Here is a 16,086-nt window from a genome sequence, read left to right as displayed (position 1 = left end):
TTATGATTTGATTGTATTCGTGAAAGGATTCAATATGTCAAAATCTAAGAAAATACTTTCTCTTATATTTTGTATTTTAATCTTGACAATTTTGATTCCTATTTTGCTAGATTATCATAAAGTTAGCGGTTTAGAGCTCCATTTGATTAATTGGAAGAGGATTTCTTTTTTAGGATATTATCTTTCTAGATACATTTTTTGGGGTACTTTAGTTCTTTCAATTTTAATTTTATTATCTATGTTAGTGATAATTTTTTATCCTAAACAACATTTAGAGATAGAGTTAGAAAATGCTGGTGGTGAACTAAAACTAAAAAGTTCTGCTATTGAAGGATTTGTTCGTAGTGTGGTTAATGAAAACAACTTCATTAAGAACCCTAAAGTTCGTGTAAATAGTCGGAAAAATAAATGTTTAGTTTACGTGGAAGGAGAAATTCTTCCTTCAGATAATATTATTAAAAGAACTCAGTCTATAAAAGATGAAATCGGTAATGGATTAACACAGTTTTTTGGACTTAATCATGGTGTTAAGCTTAATGTTTCTGTAAAGGATTATAAGCCTAAAAAACCAACTAAAAAAACTGTGAGTCGTGTAAAGTAAGGAAATAAAAAATGGAATTGTTTAAAAAATACCAGTATCCACTCCTGTCTGGGTTAGCAGGTATTATTTTAGCTTGCTTCATCCTCTCCTATGGTTTCTTTAAAACATTATTTGTTTTAATCTTCGCCGTCTTAGGAGCTGGAGTTGGATATTATTTACAACAGAAAAATTTATTTAAATAAAAGGAGTTTCATATGTCAAACGAAAAAAATATCAAAGAAACTAATGCAAAAGCAGAAGATGTGAAGGGTGAATTGACTTACGAAGACAAAGTCATTCAAAAAATTATCGGACTTTCTTTAGAAAAAGTAAATGGCTTGTTGGCTGTTGATGGAGGATTTTTCTCTAATCTAACTGATAAGATTATCAACACTGACAATGTTGCTAACGGAGTAAACGTTGAAGTTGGTAAAGAACAAGTTGCTGTCGACTTGAATGTCGTGGTTGAATATCAAAAGAATGTTCCTGAAATATACAAACACATTAAAGATGTAGTTGTATCACAAGTTTCTAAGATGACTGACTTGGAAGTTGTTGAAGTGAATGTGAATGTTGTTGATATTAAAACAAAAGAACAACATGAAGCTGACTCAGTAAGCTTGCAAGATCGTGTGACTGGAGTTGTTGAATCAACAGGTGAATTCGCATCTGAACAGTTTGAAAATGTTAAAACAGGTTTAGGAAATGGATTCTCAGCAGTTAAAGAAAAAGTTGGTGAAGGCGTAGAAGCTGTAACTGACTCTTCATCAAATGAAAAACCACGTGTTCATTAATTTGAATTTGGATATATAAAAACATATACAAACGGAGGTAAGACCATGTCTACAGAAGAAAAAGTAAACCAAGCAAAAGGAGCAGTCAAAGAAGGATTCGGTAAATTGACTGGCGACAAGAAAACAGAAAAAGAAGGGGCTGCTGAAAAAGTAGTTTCTAAAGTTAAAGAAGTCGCAGAAGACGCAAAAGATGCTGTTGAAGGAGCAATCGAAGGCGTTAAAAATATGATTAAAGGTGACGACAAATAGTTGTCAAGATAAAAGATGGTAAATGGTCATAAGCCAACTAATAGGTTAAATGACGATCAGATTTAATTCGAGTAAAAATTATTCATAGAATAAATAAATTATAACGGAGGCAAGACTATGTCAACTGAAGAAAAATTAAACCAAGCAAAAGGTGCTGTAAAAGAAAAAATTGGTGAACTAACTGGCGATGAAAAAACAGAAAAAGAAGGAACTGCTGAAAAAGTAATTTCTAAAGTTAAAGAAGTTGCCGAAGACGCAAAGGATGCTGTTGAAGGAGCAATCGAAGGCGTTAAAAATATGATTAAAGGTGACGACAAATAGTAGTTATTTGTTATCATTCAATCACAACTAGTCTATCCTAAAAAAGCACCCTAAATTCTATAGTTTTTATATCTACTATAGAAGATGGGGTGCTTTTTGATCAAAATTTTTAAGAGGCTGTTACTATACAGATATGTTGAGAATCTAAAAAAATCTTTTAATGATATAAGCAATTAGCTACATTTCTGCTTTGCTTTAAAAATTAATGAAATACACACTTTGTATTTATTTTATACATTAAACAAATGTAAATAACTATAAAAAATAAAGTGAGATAAGACATAATTTAAAAGCAGAAAATACATATAAATCAATATACAATAGAATGATTCAACATATATTTTCTATTTTTTGATCACAAACAATAATACTATTTAGGTATTTTGTTTTATAATTTAATATATTTTAACAATTTTAAAAAAGTCAAGTATTTTAGTTGACTCCCTATAAAAAATAGTCTATAATTATATTATCTCTAGAAAAGTAAGCGCTTTAATTTTTATTCAATAAGAAACTTTTAGCTAAAAAAGCAAAATACAAAAATGTTATATTCATCATACTTGCTTATTGAATATGATTTAAATAGCGTTTCTTTGAGATAGAAAGGAGTCCTATTATGCTTTGGTCTATTATTGTAGGAGGCCTTATTGGTCTCATTGCAGGAGGAATCACAAAAAAGGGTGGTTCAATGGGTATCATTGCTAATGTTTTAGCAGGTTTAATTGGTTCATCAGTTGGACAATCTCTTTTGGGTACTTGGGGACCATCTTTGGCAGGTATGGCATTGCTTCCTTCAATTGCGGGAGCTGTCATTGTTGTTTGTGTCGTTTCATTCTTCTTAGGGAAGAAGGAATAATTTCTTTTTTCAAAAATAGATCATAATCTTTATAACAGGAAAAGATTATGATTTGATTGTAGTTTTGAAAAGATCGTTATTTCAAAATCACAGAAGAAAAAGCAACTAAGTAAAAGATGTTGTTTAAGGCGCAATCAAAGATGTAAAGAATTTATTTAATGGTGATGACAAATAAGTCATAAGTATAATCGATTTTTCGTGTTAGATCAACATACTCTATACAATTTTTAGTTCTGTTCATATTAACTTTTACAATAAGATTATAGAGGCTATAAGCCGATATAATCAAATAAACCTAAGTAAAGCACTATTTCAATTTAACTGAATGATGGCACACTTAGCATAAGATTTAAGCGAAAAATCGATTTTCTTTTGATATAAAATAAAATATATTACAGATGGAGGTAATAGTATGTCTACAGAAGAAAAAATCAATCAAGCAAAAGGTACAGTCAAAGAAGGATTTGGTAAATTGACTGGCGATAAGAAAACAGAAAAAGAAGGAGCTGCTGAAAAAGTAGTTTCTAAAGTTAAAGAAGTCGCAGAAGACGCAAAAGATGCTGTTGAAGGAGCAATCGAAGGCGTTAAAAATATGATTAAAGGTGACGATAAATAGTTGATAATAGTCATCTTTTAGTCCCTAATGACGCATTCTAATTAGCTCCACTATGGAGAATAGAGTGCGTTTTTGATTTTGTGAGATTAATTTGCTATTGTAACAGACATTTTTAAAAATTGCTGTTATCGTAGATATTTTCGTAGTATTCCTGTAATGGTATTTTGTTATAACATTAACAATTAAGGAGGTATTACAATGAATAAAATATTGATTCTACTATTTTTAACGATTTTGAGTATGCCTTTAATTTCATGCTCTAATCAAAGAAATCAGACTTTGGATGGGGAATATTATTGGGTTAGTGAATCTAGAAATGAACGAGCATTTACTATCTCAGGAAATAAAGGGATACTTGATAGTAGTGTTGCTGACAACTTTGTAATTGATCGAAAGAATGAAAAAATTGAGTTAATGGGCTCGCAAATGTTAAACCGTACAACAAGTTATACATATGAAGATGGCGTCTTTACTGTAGATATCTCTGGTGTAGAGCGTGATTATTATAAGAAAAATAGTGAGGCTTATAAGAAGGCACTGAAGGATTTAGATGAAAATTGACCACAATAATTAATCTTTTCTTTTGCTCTTGTCATTTAACGCTTATCCTATACAAAGGGATTAAGCGTTTTTATATTGTGTATCTCCTAGGTCAAGATTTGACTCTCAGTTATCCTAGTGTGTACTAAATCTGACAAAATTGACAAAATTACATAAATTTGATATAATAAATTTATATAAGAATTTGAATCAAATTACTACAACTAAGAAAGATCCTTTAAATAACAAGCTAGCCTTGTTGCTTGCTGTAAAATAGAAACAAGTTGTATAAATAGAAAGTGAGAATACTATATGAGAATAACAAGTTTTAGAGATATGGACACCACTGAAGATTTTGAATTTGTAGAAGAAAAAATGGGAGATTATTTCCGTTGGGGAATTGCTGATTTCTATTCACTTCAACAAGCTACATATTGGATTGGTGATCTTTTAAGAAAAGAGCCTAGCGCTAATTTTGAAGTAAGAGCACGCCTTTCAGGAAGTGAAGATGTAGATGACTATGAAAGAATTGTGTTGTACGAAGGAGACCAGTGTTTTGATTCTTGGTTTTTAGAAGAGAAAGCAAGCTTCATGGCACCATATTCTATGATACTATTTCTCAATAAGGATACAAATGTGGCGTATGCTATTGAGAAAAATGAATTTGATGAGCCTGGACATGTGAAATATTTATGTGAGATAAGAAAATAAGAGAGTTGAAAAACTCTCTTTAAATTTAGTTATTAGTATATTGACAATTTTATTTTTCAAAACCTTTTGATAAGAAGAAGGCGACCGACCATAAAATAGTTATGGAAATCAAACATAATAAAATACTTGCATTACTAATTATTAATCTCTTCTTGATTGTGCTGGTTTTATTACATACCCAAGAATGTAATAAAGCAGTATGAGCAGATAATGTTTTACTAGAAGCATTTACTTTTTCTGCGGATTAATTTTCATCAAAAGGGTCTCAGGCTATAGAAGAAGAGCAGTATATGGTCATACACTACAAGAGAAACTAAATGAAGAATTTGATAACGTTAGAAAACTTTTATAATTATTTGGTACAAAAAACAAAATGACAAGCAAAAAAGCCTTGGTTACCAAGGCTTTTTCCTGTTGATTTAGATGTCCCCTGTATGGATTTGGAAAGGAGTTTTCATATTGAGAGTAATTAAAAATATTGAAATATAAATGAATTTCGGAAGGTGCTTTTAGGTGTTTTCAATATCATGATTTAAAAATGGGGCAAAAAACCTACTGAATTGAACTGTTTAGTAGCTTAAATATATCATGGTGCTATCTAAAAAGTTAATTTTATAGAGTTTGTTGGGATAGTTACTGAGTTTTTTGTTTAACATTCAAACTTTATTATTATATCAAAAAAATAATTAGAAAAACAGACTTGTATTATTTTGAAATTTGTATATGATGAAGGTGTAAGAACTATAAAATAGCCTGGTAGAAAGGGGAATGAAAGAATTAATCAGGCTATATAAAATTGGTAATTGGTATTTAATGTTGGAAAACAAGAAAGGAAAAGGTAAAAAATGCAAATACATAAAAAAATTTTTATAGTGGCGTTGGTTTTATCTATTTGTATCTCACTATATTTTCTTATCAATCCGTCTAATATCTTCACCTTTCCGATCCGTGTGCATGAATTTGATGACACATTTAAATATTACATGTTTGTGAAGATTGGAATTGTATTATTATTTATCAAATTCTTACTGGATATATGCTTAGAGTATATCAAGAATTGGTTTAAAAAGTTTTGATATATCTTCACACAAAAGAGTCTGAGACAGTGTTTTGTCCCAGACTCTTTTTTGAGTTGTGAGCTCTGTTTTATAGATTCCACTGCTTGAGGGAAATTTCGCCACTATTGAGCCAGATTTCTTCTTGATTTTCTAACTGGACCAAGAGTTGGCCGGTATCGGAGATGTCTTTGGCGAGGCCCTGATAGGTCTGCTGGTTCTGCTCAAAGGTGACAGTTCGTCCTAAGACCAGGGAGCGCTCTTTGTAGAGGTAGACCAGTTCATCGATATCCCTATGAAGAAATTCTCTCCAAATCTCGCTGATGAGGTCATTGCGGGTGATGGGACAAGGGCCTTCAAATAAGGAACCAGCCTTACTTTCTAGCTCATCTGGAAAAGTAGAGATAGCCAAATTGAGACCGACTCCGATAATGACATCCGTGACAAGGCCAGTCTCGATGGATGTGATAGCTTCGGTTAGGATTCCCCCAATTTTTTTATGGCGATAGTAAATATCATTGACCCATTTGATATCGACATCGATCAGGGTCAGATTTTTAATAGCCTTATAGATGGCTCCTGCGACCATGAGGGTATAAGGGGGGAGCTCCGCAGGTGGGAGTTGGGGCTTGAGATGAAGAGACATATAGATGCCGCCTTGATCGGGAGAGTAGTAGTCGCGACCAAAGCGGCCCTTTCCAGCAGATTGGGATTTGGCCAGGTAGAGAGCCCTGCCCTCTTTATGGGCTTCCATGCCTAATTTTGCGTCCAATTGGGTAGAATGACATTCTTCATTCAAAGTAACGGTCAACTGGGTATTGTTTGCGATGACTTCAGGAAGCAGAATATCGCCTGAGACCAGTCTATAACCCTTCTTTTTTAGGGATTCGATGACGACCCCATCTTTTTCCAGGCGCTGAATAGCTTTCCAGATGGAGGTGCGAGAAACACCTAATTCTTTTGCCAACTGTTCCCCGTTGACGTAATCATCTGCCTGAGAAAGGGTTTGAAAGAGGATTTCGTGTGTTTTCATAAGACTAAGACCTCCTAGCGACTGCTGTCTCGAATCGTCAGTTTGGTGGCTAATTTGACCATGCAGGGAACACTTGATTGACTCCCTTGAAAGGTTTGCCGCAACAGCTGAATGGCTTGCTTGCCCATTTCTTCTGTGTATACGGTCACTGTAGAGAGGGCCGGAAAGACATACTTAGCAATCGAGGTATCATTGAAGGAAATGAGACTGACGCGATCAGGTACTGCGATTTGGTGCTCCTGAAGGGACCGAAGGGCCCCAACAGCTATGGCATCACTGGCCATGAAAAAGGCAGTTGGCAAGTCGTCGCCCAGTGCTTGAATCAGTTGCTCCATCATCTGATAACCCGACTCGGTCGAGAATTGCCCAACAGAGACAAAGCGTTCCTCATAAAGTCCTTTTTCCGTGAGAAACTGTTGAAAGGTCCGTTGACGGGGATCCATCTGTAACGGTGTCGCATCTGCCGTCTCTTCCTGCCCGACCAAGAGCCCGATCTCCTTGTGGCCATGCTCAAGGAAATACTCGAGAGCGGTGATAACAGAATCTTCTAAATCGGTCGTCACGCAAGAATGCCCCAGATAGAGGGTATTGCTATCGACAAAGATCAGGGGTTTGCCGTAGCTTTCTAAATCTTGAATGGTCTTGGGACTGAATTTCCCAAGAGCAATAATGCCGTCTGCCTCCTGAATCAAAGACCAATCGTCCTTGTTGAAGATACGAAAGATCTCATAGCCTAATTCCTGGGCTTGTTTCTCCAAGCCCATCCGAATGGCATAGTAGTAGAGGTCCTCTAATTCTTCTTCGCGCGTGTACCATTCAAAGATGACGATTTTATGAGAATCTTCGACTGGTTGAGGCGCTGTTTTGCGGCTTTTCTTTTGGTAATGCAGTTCCTCAGCGATGCGAAGAATCCGACTGCGCGTGTCTTCACCAACCGATAAGGTTGCATCCTGGTTGAGGACGCGAGAGACCGTTGCCTGAGAAACGCCTGCTTTTTCTGCAATGTCTTTAATCGTTGCCATGGTTCATCCTTTATTGATTTCTACTTCCAGTATACTCTAAATACTAGTAAAAAGAAATGAAATTTTACTAAATTTTATGTTTGCTACGATATTGGCTAGGAGTCAGTTGGCTATAGGCCTTAAAAGCCTTTGAAAAATAGAGGGGATCTGAAAAACCCACTGAGTAAGCTACAATCTTGATGCTCTCGTCTGTGTTGGCCAGCAATTGCTGGGCTCGCTGCATGCGGACCGAGTGCAGGAATTCTTTGGGAGAGATCTGGTGAAACTCCTTAAAAACAGTTGTTAGGTAAGACCGATGGACATTGAGGTCATCGGCGATCTCTTGAATACTTAGATGATCTTTATTGTAATGCGTCTCAATCATATGCTTGCAGGTCAGATAGAGCTGATAGGTGGGAGATGGATGGCTCCGATGGATATCGGGAGCCACTTCACTGATAAGAAATAGCAGTTCATAGATCTGAGAGAGAAGGTGGAGTTGGTAGTGCGAAGTCATCTTTGAAGCCTCTGCTTTGTGGACGAGTTGCTCCATAAACTGGCCAATCTTTTCTGTTTCCACCTCTGTTTTCTTTAGAAAACCTTTTTCATGCAGGGTTGAAAAACGCATGAAATCACTCACCTTGGTGCCACTGATGCCAATCCAGTAGTAGGACCAAGGTTCTTCGGCATCGGCCTTGTAGTAGGTCACCATATTTTTAGGGAGGAGAAAGAGATCCCCAGCCTCTAGGTGGATTTCTTTTTTATTGAAGTGGAAGACTCCCTTCCCTTCTGTAATAAAATGCAGGACAAAATTATCTCGGACGCTAGGGCCAAATTCATAGTTCTTCGGGCAATCTTCGTAGCCATAAAAATCAAGGGCTAGGTCAATGGTATCGGTTTGGTATTCAGAAAAGACTAACATAGGGAAACCTCCTACCTAACATTTTACCATATATGTCCAACAAAATTCTATTTTCGAAAGCGTTTACATCAAGTAAAATAAAGACATGTAAAAAAAGAAAAATATTGGAACTGAATTTAAAAATACATAGTGATATTTTATAGGATCCAATGGAGGAAGATATGGCAATTCGTATCGAACAAAATTTGTTCTATGTAGAAAGTAAGGGACTGAGCCTGATCCTTGAAAATCGCGATGGCTACCTGATGCTTAAGCATCTGGGGCGTCCGATCTCGTCTTATCATTTTTCCAATACAGTGCATGAGAAGGACCATGCTTTCTCAGGAAATCTCACACCTGACAATCGAACCTTTAGCTTGGATACCCAGCGACAGGTCTTGGGCCAGCACGGACTAGGAGATTTTCGAAAACCGTCTATCCAGATCCAGCACGGAGCCACAGAGGTGACGGATTTCCTCTATGTCGGAGCCAATATCTACTCTGGTAGTGTCGAGGCGACCGGTCTTCCGAATCCACATACAGGAGATCAGGCTGAAACCTTGGCCTTGGTCTTTGAAGATGATCAAGCAGCCCTTCGTTTGACCCTCTACTACACCGCCTACGAGGATCAGGCTACTATCACTAGCTTTTCTAAGATTGAAAACTATGGTGACGAAACCGTCGTGATTCACAAGGCTCTTAGTGTGATGGCAGATGTCCCAGCAGGTGACTATGATGTCATCACCCTTCAAGGGGCCTATGCGAGAGAAAAAACAGTCCGCCGTCAGCAAGTGGAGCAAGGAATCTTCTCCATCAGCTCTAACCGTGGTGCTTCTGGACACGCCCAGACCCCAGCCCTTATTCTCGCTGATCATGAAGTGACAGAAGATGCGGGTTCTGCTCTTGCCTTCCAACTGCTCTACAGTGGAAATTTTGAAGCTTTTGTTCAGAAAAATCAACTCAATGAAGTTCGGGTTGGACTAGGAATCAATCCTGAAAACTTCGCCTGGGAATTGGAAGCAAATCAGAGTTTTGATACGCCAGTGGCCATGATCACATACTCCCATCAGGGATTGACCGGTCTTAGCCAAGAGAGCCAAGCTTTTGTTCAAAGCCATATTATTCCAGCACCGTTTGCTTATAAAGAACGTCCGATCCTGATCAATAACTGGGAAGCCACCTACTTTGATTTCAAAAAAGACAAATTATTGGAGCTAGCAGACGAAGCTCAAAAAGTGGGCATCGAACTCTTTGTTCTTGATGATGGTTGGTTTGGCAATCGGTATGATGACAATCGGGCCCTCGGTGACTGGACCGTTAATGAAGAAAAATTAGGGGGAAGCCTAGCAGAACTGATCCAAGGCATCCACGACAAGGGACTTCAATTTGGCCTTTGGGTGGAGCCAGAAATGATTTCTGTTGATAGCGACCTCTATCGGGCTCATCCGGACTGGGCTATTCAAGTCCCAGGCTACGAACACACCTATTCACGAAATCAACTGGTACTCGATTTCTCAAATAGAGAAGTAGTGGACTATATCAAGCAGGTCTTGGATGACTTACTTGGAAACCATGAGATCGACTATATCAAATGGGATATGAACCGCAATATCACCAAGCTTGGAAATGGGAAAACCTACCTTGAAACCAAGATGCAATCCCATGCTTATATCTTGGGCCTCTATGAAGTGGTTTCCTACTTGACGGAGAAGTACGACAACATCCTCTTTGAGTCCTGCTCCGGTGGTGGTGGTCGCAATGACCTTGGTATGATGCGTTACTTCCCTCAAGTGTGGGCAAGTGACAATACGGATGCCATGGCCAGACTTCCCATCCAGTATGGATCTAGTTATCTCTATCCAACCATTTCTATGGGAGCTCACGTATCAGCGGTGCCAAATCACCAGATGGGACGGATGACACCACTTGAAACGCGTGGACATGTAGCCATGATGGGAAATCTGGGCTATGAATTAGATCTAACCAGTCTTCCGCAAGAAGAGTTGGATCGGATCGCAGCTCAAGTCGCTCATTACAAAACGATTCGACCACTTGTTCAGTTCGGAAAACACTACCGCTTGATCAATCCAAGCCAAGGTAGCAATCAAGCAGCCGTCCAGTTCACTTATCAAGACCGCACGGTTGTAACCTATGTACGGGTCTTATCAACGGTTGAGGAGATCGAGCCGACCCTGAAACTCAAAGGATTGGAAGAAGATGCGCTCTATCGCTTAGAAGGGACGAACCAAGTCTATTCAGGAGCTGAGCTCATGTATGCCGGCTTAACCGTCGTTCTTCCTCAAGGAGATTTCCTCAGCAAACAATATGTTTTTGTCAAAAAATAAAAGGAGACAGCCAAATGAAATGGTATAAAAAATTCGGACTTCTTGCGACTACAGGCCTAGCCTTGTTTGGGCTCGGTGCTTGCTCTAACGATGGTAAATCTGCGGATGGCACAGTGACCATCGAGTATTTCAACCAGAAAAAAGAAATGACCAAAACCTTGGAAGAAATCGCGCGTGATTTTGAAAAGGAAAATCCAAAGGTCAAGGTCAAAGTTGTCAATGTACCAAATGGTGGTGAAGTATTGAAAACACGTGTTCTCGCAGGGGATGTGCCAGATGTAGTCAATATTTACCCACAGTCTATCGAACTGCAAGAATGGGCAAAAGCGGGTGTCTTCGAAGATTTAAGCAATAAAGATTATCTCAAACGCGTGAAAAACGGCTACGCTGAAAAATATGCCGTAAACGGAAAAGTCTACAACGTTCCTTTCACAGCCAATGCTTACGGGATCTACTACAACAAAGATAAATTCGAAGAGTTGGGCTTGAAGGTTCCTGAAACTTGGGACGAATTTGAACAGTTAGTAAAAGACATCGTTGCCAAAGGACAAACTCCATTTGGGATTGCAGGAGCAGATGCTTGGACCCTCAATGGTTACAATCAATTGGCCTTTGCGACAGCAGCAGGTGGAGGAAAAGAAGCCAACCAATACCTTCGTTATTCTAAGCCAAATTCCATTAAATTGTCTGATCCGATTATGAAGGATGACATCAAGGTCATGGATATCCTTCGCATTAAAGGTTCGAAGCAAAAGAACTGGGAAGGTGCAGGGTACACAGACGTTATCGGTGCCTTCGCACGAGGGGATGTCCTCATGACACCAAATGGGTCTTGGGCCATCACAGCGATCAATGAACAAAAACCGAAATTTAAGATTGGGACCTTCATGATTCCAGGGAAAGAAAAAGGACAAAGCTTAACCGTTGGTGCGGGAGACTTAGCATGGTCTATCTCAGCTACTACCAAACATCCAAAAGAAGCCAATGCCTTTGTGGAATACATGACCCGTCCAGAAGTCATGCAAAAGTACTATGATGTGGACGGATCTCCAACAGCGATCGAAGGGGTCAAACAAGCAGGAGAGGATTCACCACTTGCTGGGATGACCAAATATGCCTTTACGGATCGTCACTTGGTGTGGTTGCAACAATACTGGACCAGTGAAGCAGACTTCCATACCTTGACGATGAACTATGTCTTGACAGGTGATAAACAAGGAATGGTCAATGATTTGAATGCCTTCTTTAACCCGATGAAAGCGGATGTGGATTAGGAGTAGAGAGACGATGAAAAAAGTATTACAAAAATATTGGGCATGGGCTTTTGTGGTCATTCCCCTCTTATTACAAGCAATTTTCTTCTATGTGCCAATGTTCCAAGGAGCCTTTTATAGTTTTACCAACTGGACAGGTTTGACCTATAACTACAAATTTGTTGGCTTGAACAACTTTAAGCTCCTCTTCATGGATCCAAAATTCATGAATGCCATTGGCTTTACTGCGATCATCACGATTGCCATGGTAGTTGGTGAGATTGCCCTTGGGATCTTCATTGCGCGTGTCTTGAACTCTAAGATCAAAGGTCAAACCTTCTTCCGTGCTTGGTTCTTCTTCCCAGCTGTTTTGTCTGGTTTGACAGTGGCGTTGATCTTCAAACAAGTCTTCAACTATGGTTTACCAGCGATTGGCAATGCCCTTCATATCGAGTTTCTACAAACTAGTCTTTTAGGGACTAAGTGGGGAGCGATCTTTGCGGCTGTCTTTGTCCTTCTTTGGCAAGGGGTGGCTATGCCTATCATTATCTTCCTAGCAGGTCTGCAATCTATTCCAACTGAGATTACAGAAGCAGCCAGAATCGATGGTGCAACGAGCAAGCAAGTCTTCTGGAATGTTGAATTGCCTTACTTGCTACCAAGTGTCTCTATGGTCTTTATCCTGGCCCTAAAAGGTGGGCTTACTGCCTTTGACCAAGTCTTTGCCATGACTGGTGGTGGTCCAAACAATGCCACAACCTCACTTGGGCTCTTGGTTTATAACTACGCTTTTAAAAACAACCAATTCGGTTATGCCAATGCCATTGCCGTAATCTTGTTCTTCTTGATTGTAGTGATTTCGATCATCCAATTGAGAGTATCTAAGAAATTTGAAATTTAAGAGGAGAAGCACGATGAAACAAGATGAAAGAAAAGCCTTGATTGGCAAATATATTCTATTGATTCTGGGATCGGTTCTGATTTTAGTGCCGCTCCTTGCCACCCTCTTTAGTTCCTTCAAACCCACCAAGGATATCGTAGACAATTTCTTTGGATTTCCGACGAATTTCACATGGGACAACTTTAGCCGACTCTTGGCTGATGGGATCGGAGGCTATTATTGGAACTCTGTCGTCATCACTGTCTTGTCTTTACTTGCAGTAATGATCTTTATCCCTATGGCGGCCTACTCCATCGCCCGCAATATGAGTAAGAGAAAAGCCTTTACCATCATGTACACCCTCTTGATCCTTGGGATTTTCGTACCTTTCCAAGTCATCATGATTCCGATTACGGTTATGATGAGTAAACTCGGTTTGGCTAACACCTTTGGTTTGATCTTGCTCTACTTGACCTATGCGATTCCACAGACCCTCTTCCTCTATGTAGGGTATATCAAAATCTCGATTCCAGAAAGTTTGGATGAAGCAGCAGAGATCGATGGGGCTAATAAATTTACAACCTATTTCCGTATCATCTTCCCAATGATGAAACCCATGCATGCAACAACCATGATCATCAATGCCCTTTGGTTCTGGAATGATTTCATGTTGCCACTCCTTGTCTTGAACCGGGATTCCAAAATGTGGACTCTGCCATTGTTCCAATACAACTACGCAGGCCAATATTTCAACGACTACGGACCAAGCTTTGCCTCATACGTTGTCGGCATTATCAGTATCACCATTGTCTATCTCTTCTTCCAACGCCATATCATCGCAGGAATGAGCAACGGCGCAGTGAAATAATAAGATACAAAGCCCGTTAAAAGCTCACAGTGAAAATAGGGAATCTGAATAAGAAGCCTTGGCTTCTTGGAGGATTCATCTTTTTCACACAGAGCTTAGGGTGTGTTCAATTCTAGAAACAAAGGGACGATTCAGCTTGCTGAAAATTTCTGTAGTACCCTAGGGCATCCACATCCGTAGACTACTGAAGTAGTAACGGCTGTGGAAATATAGGAAATCGACGTAGTGTGCTTGCACACAAGGAGATTTATCTTTTTTCCTAAGAAATTAGTCCCGTGTTCAATTCCGTATACAAAGGGACGATTCAGCTTGCTGATTTAAATCGTATCTTAGGAAGCAATTATTTAAAAATATAAACTCAAGAAAGCCAGGTCTCTTCAGACTTGGCTTTCAAAAAAAAGAAAAGGAAACCATTATGCCAATTCAAAACAAAACCATGTTAATTACTTACTCAGATAGCTTAGGAAATAACCTCAAGGATCTCTATGAAAATCTGGAGAAGCACTTTGGGGATGCAGTAGGTGGAGTACACCTCTTGCCATTTTTCCCATCAACTGGTGACCGAGGCTTTGCGCCTGTAGACTATGACCAAGTGGATCCAGCTTTTGGGGATTGGGAAGATGTCAAACGCTTGGGCGACAAGTACTATCTCATGTTTGACTTTATGATCAATCACATTTCCCGTCAGTCTAAGTATTATAAAGACTACCAAGAAAAGCACGACCAAAGTGCCTACAAGGATCTCTTCCTCAACTGGGACAAGTTCTGGCCGGAGAATCGTCCGACTCAAGCAGATGTGGACTTGATTTATAAGCGCAAAGACCGAGCTCCTAAACAAGCTATCACTTTTGCGGATGGGACGACTGAGCATCTCTGGAATACATTTGGGGAAGAGCAGATTGACCTAGACGTGACCAAGGAAGTGACCATGGACTTTATTCGCAAGACCATCGAACACCTGGCGAGCAATGGCTGTGACCTCATTCGTCTAGATGCCTTTGCCTATGCGGTCAAGAAATTGGACACCAATGATTTCTTCGTGGAGCCAGACATTTGGGATTTGTTGGATAAGGTGCGCGATATGGCAGCAGGCTACGGTGCTGAGCTCCTTCCGGAGATTCATGAGCACTATTCCATCCAATTTAAGATTGCTGACCACGATTATTATATCTATGACTTCGCGCTACCCATGGTAACCCTCTATACCCTCTATAGCTCAAAAGTGGAGCGCCTTGCCAAGTGGTTGAAGATGAGTCCGATGAAGCAGTTCACGACGCTGGATACCCATGATGGAATTGGGGTGGTCGATGTCAAGGATATCTTGACAGATGAAGAGATTGACTATGCTTCAAATGAGCTTTATAAGGTCGGAGCAAATGTGAAACGCAAATATTCCACAGCAGAATACAACAACTTGGACATCTACCAAATCAATTCGACCTACTATTCAGCGCTCGGAGATGATGATCGCAAGTACTTCCTAGCCCGTTTGATTCAAGCATTTGCGCCAGGTATTCCACAAGTGTATTATGTTGGATTCCTAGCTGGGAAGAATGATTTGGAACTCTTAGAAAACACCAAAGAAGGCCGCAATATCAACCGTCATTACTACAGCAATGAAGAAATTGCTCAAGAAGTAGAGCGTCCAGTTGTGAAATCCCTTCTCAAGCTCTTTAGTTTCCGGAACAACTCGCAAGCTTTTGACTTAGAAGGAAGCATTGAGGTGGAAACACCAGATGAACATACCATTGTCATCACGCGCCAAAACAAAGACCAAACTGTCACAGCAGTAGCTCGAATCGATCTTGCTGAGGGCACTTACCAAGTGACAGAAAATGGTCAAGAAATGGGGTTTTAAAAACGATTGAAGTCAGGGCGAGACAGTTTTTCTCCAATATTTTTAAAACAAAGGATTTGGCAGACCTTTCTAGTAGCCTATCTACCCTGCAAGTAATCCTTTTGCAACTTTGACCTTGTCAGGGTCTAATCATTCAAGATCTACTTTGACCTTCGCAAATTCTGTCTCTATCTGTCTTAATAGCCTCGTATGATACTAGGAACTCTGATACAAGAAAGGTTAAAT

Annotated in this window: 17 protein-coding genes; 14 read left to right on the top strand and 3 right to left on the bottom strand. The window is 39.3% G+C overall.

Features of this window, described 5'->3' with window-relative positions:
* Positions 1–34: 34 nt before the first annotated feature.
* The 9 genes from amaP (at position 35) to M1G14_RS04820 (ending at position 4,667) form a co-directional block, all read left to right on the top strand.
* Positions 35–601, top strand: a complete 567-nt coding sequence (gene amaP / locus M1G14_RS04860; protein WP_201090180.1) for an alkaline shock response membrane anchor protein AmaP — start codon at positions 35–37, stop codon at positions 599–601.
* Between the two features lie 11 nt (positions 602–612).
* Positions 613–783 carry a DUF2273 domain-containing protein gene (locus M1G14_RS04855; RefSeq protein ID WP_042760021.1) on the top strand — a complete coding sequence of 57 codons (171 nt, stop codon included), beginning with the start codon at positions 613–615 and terminating at the stop codon, positions 781–783.
* 12 nt (positions 784–795) lie between these two features.
* Positions 796–1,374, top strand: coding sequence for an Asp23/Gls24 family envelope stress response protein (locus tag M1G14_RS04850; RefSeq protein WP_247926366.1), 579 nt, complete (start codon positions 796–798; stop codon positions 1,372–1,374).
* A gap of 45 nt (positions 1,375–1,419) precedes the next feature.
* Positions 1,420–1,623: a CsbD family protein gene (locus M1G14_RS04845; RefSeq protein ID WP_021153476.1), complete on the top strand. Its 204-nt coding sequence runs from the start codon at positions 1,420–1,422 to the stop codon at positions 1,621–1,623.
* Positions 1,624–1,740: 117 nt separating this feature from the next.
* A complete protein-coding gene (locus tag M1G14_RS04840) occupies positions 1,741–1,944 on the top strand; it encodes a CsbD family protein (protein ID WP_247926365.1) in 204 nt (67 codons plus the stop codon).
* A 616-nt stretch (positions 1,945–2,560) separates the two neighbouring features.
* Positions 2,561–2,800, top strand: a complete 240-nt coding sequence (locus M1G14_RS04835; RefSeq protein ID WP_003007835.1) for a GlsB/YeaQ/YmgE family stress response membrane protein — start codon at positions 2,561–2,563, stop codon at positions 2,798–2,800.
* A gap of 412 nt (positions 2,801–3,212) precedes the next feature.
* Positions 3,213–3,416, top strand: coding sequence for a CsbD family protein (locus M1G14_RS04830; RefSeq protein ID WP_021153475.1), 204 nt, complete (start codon positions 3,213–3,215; stop codon positions 3,414–3,416).
* Between the two features lie 198 nt (positions 3,417–3,614).
* A complete protein-coding gene (locus M1G14_RS04825; protein ID WP_003007834.1) occupies positions 3,615–3,977 on the top strand; it encodes a hypothetical protein in 363 nt (120 codons plus the stop codon).
* Positions 3,978–4,268: 291 nt separating this feature from the next.
* Positions 4,269–4,667 carry a hypothetical protein gene (locus tag M1G14_RS04820; RefSeq protein WP_042766271.1) on the top strand — a complete coding sequence of 133 codons (399 nt, stop codon included), beginning with the start codon at positions 4,269–4,271 and terminating at the stop codon, positions 4,665–4,667.
* A gap of 1,146 nt (positions 4,668–5,813) precedes the next feature.
* Here the strand turns inward: M1G14_RS04820 and birA are convergent.
* From birA to M1G14_RS04805, 3 genes are all read right to left on the bottom strand, one after another.
* Entirely contained in the window at positions 5,814–6,755 is a 942-nt protein-coding gene (gene birA, locus M1G14_RS04815; protein ID WP_125826428.1) for a bifunctional biotin--[acetyl-CoA-carboxylase] ligase/biotin operon repressor BirA, read from the bottom strand.
* A gap of 14 nt (positions 6,756–6,769) precedes the next feature.
* Positions 6,770–7,777, bottom strand: coding sequence for a LacI family DNA-binding transcriptional regulator (locus M1G14_RS04810; protein ID WP_247926364.1), 1,008 nt, complete (start codon positions 7,775–7,777; stop codon positions 6,770–6,772).
* 67 nt (positions 7,778–7,844) lie between these two features.
* Positions 7,845–8,678: an AraC family transcriptional regulator gene (locus tag M1G14_RS04805; RefSeq protein ID WP_129299152.1), complete on the bottom strand. Its 834-nt coding sequence runs from the start codon at positions 8,676–8,678 to the stop codon at positions 7,845–7,847.
* Between the two features lie 161 nt (positions 8,679–8,839).
* Between M1G14_RS04805 and M1G14_RS04800 the strand changes: the two genes are divergently transcribed.
* The 5 genes from M1G14_RS04800 to gtfA all read left to right on the top strand — a co-directional run bounded on the left by M1G14_RS04800 (position 8,840) and on the right by gtfA (position 15,861).
* The gene (locus M1G14_RS04800) at positions 8,840–11,002 is read left to right on the top strand and encodes an alpha-galactosidase (RefSeq protein WP_247926363.1); all 2,163 of its coding nucleotides are present in this window, start codon (positions 8,840–8,842) and stop codon (positions 11,000–11,002) included.
* Between the two features lie 14 nt (positions 11,003–11,016).
* Positions 11,017–12,276, top strand: coding sequence for an extracellular solute-binding protein (locus M1G14_RS04795; protein ID WP_247926362.1), 1,260 nt, complete (start codon positions 11,017–11,019; stop codon positions 12,274–12,276).
* Between the two features lie 13 nt (positions 12,277–12,289).
* On the top strand, positions 12,290–13,156 hold the full coding sequence (locus M1G14_RS04790) for a carbohydrate ABC transporter permease (protein ID WP_023022883.1): 867 nt from the start codon (positions 12,290–12,292) through the stop codon (positions 13,154–13,156).
* Positions 13,157–13,169: 13 nt separating this feature from the next.
* The gene (locus M1G14_RS04785) at positions 13,170–14,003 is read left to right on the top strand and encodes a carbohydrate ABC transporter permease (RefSeq protein WP_021153463.1); all 834 of its coding nucleotides are present in this window, start codon (positions 13,170–13,172) and stop codon (positions 14,001–14,003) included.
* A gap of 415 nt (positions 14,004–14,418) precedes the next feature.
* The gene (gene gtfA / locus M1G14_RS04780; protein ID WP_049523547.1) at positions 14,419–15,861 is read left to right on the top strand and encodes a sucrose phosphorylase; all 1,443 of its coding nucleotides are present in this window, start codon (positions 14,419–14,421) and stop codon (positions 15,859–15,861) included.
* Positions 15,862–16,086: the final 225 nt, after the last annotated feature.

Origin of the sequence: Streptococcus parasanguinis (genome assembly GCF_023109675.1) — a bacterium.
In the GTDB taxonomy this organism is placed as follows: domain Bacteria; phylum Bacillota; class Bacilli; order Lactobacillales; family Streptococcaceae; genus Streptococcus; species Streptococcus parasanguinis_I.
Note: the sequence above shows the minus strand (reverse complement) of the source record. Positions and strands in the feature narration are given on the sequence as shown.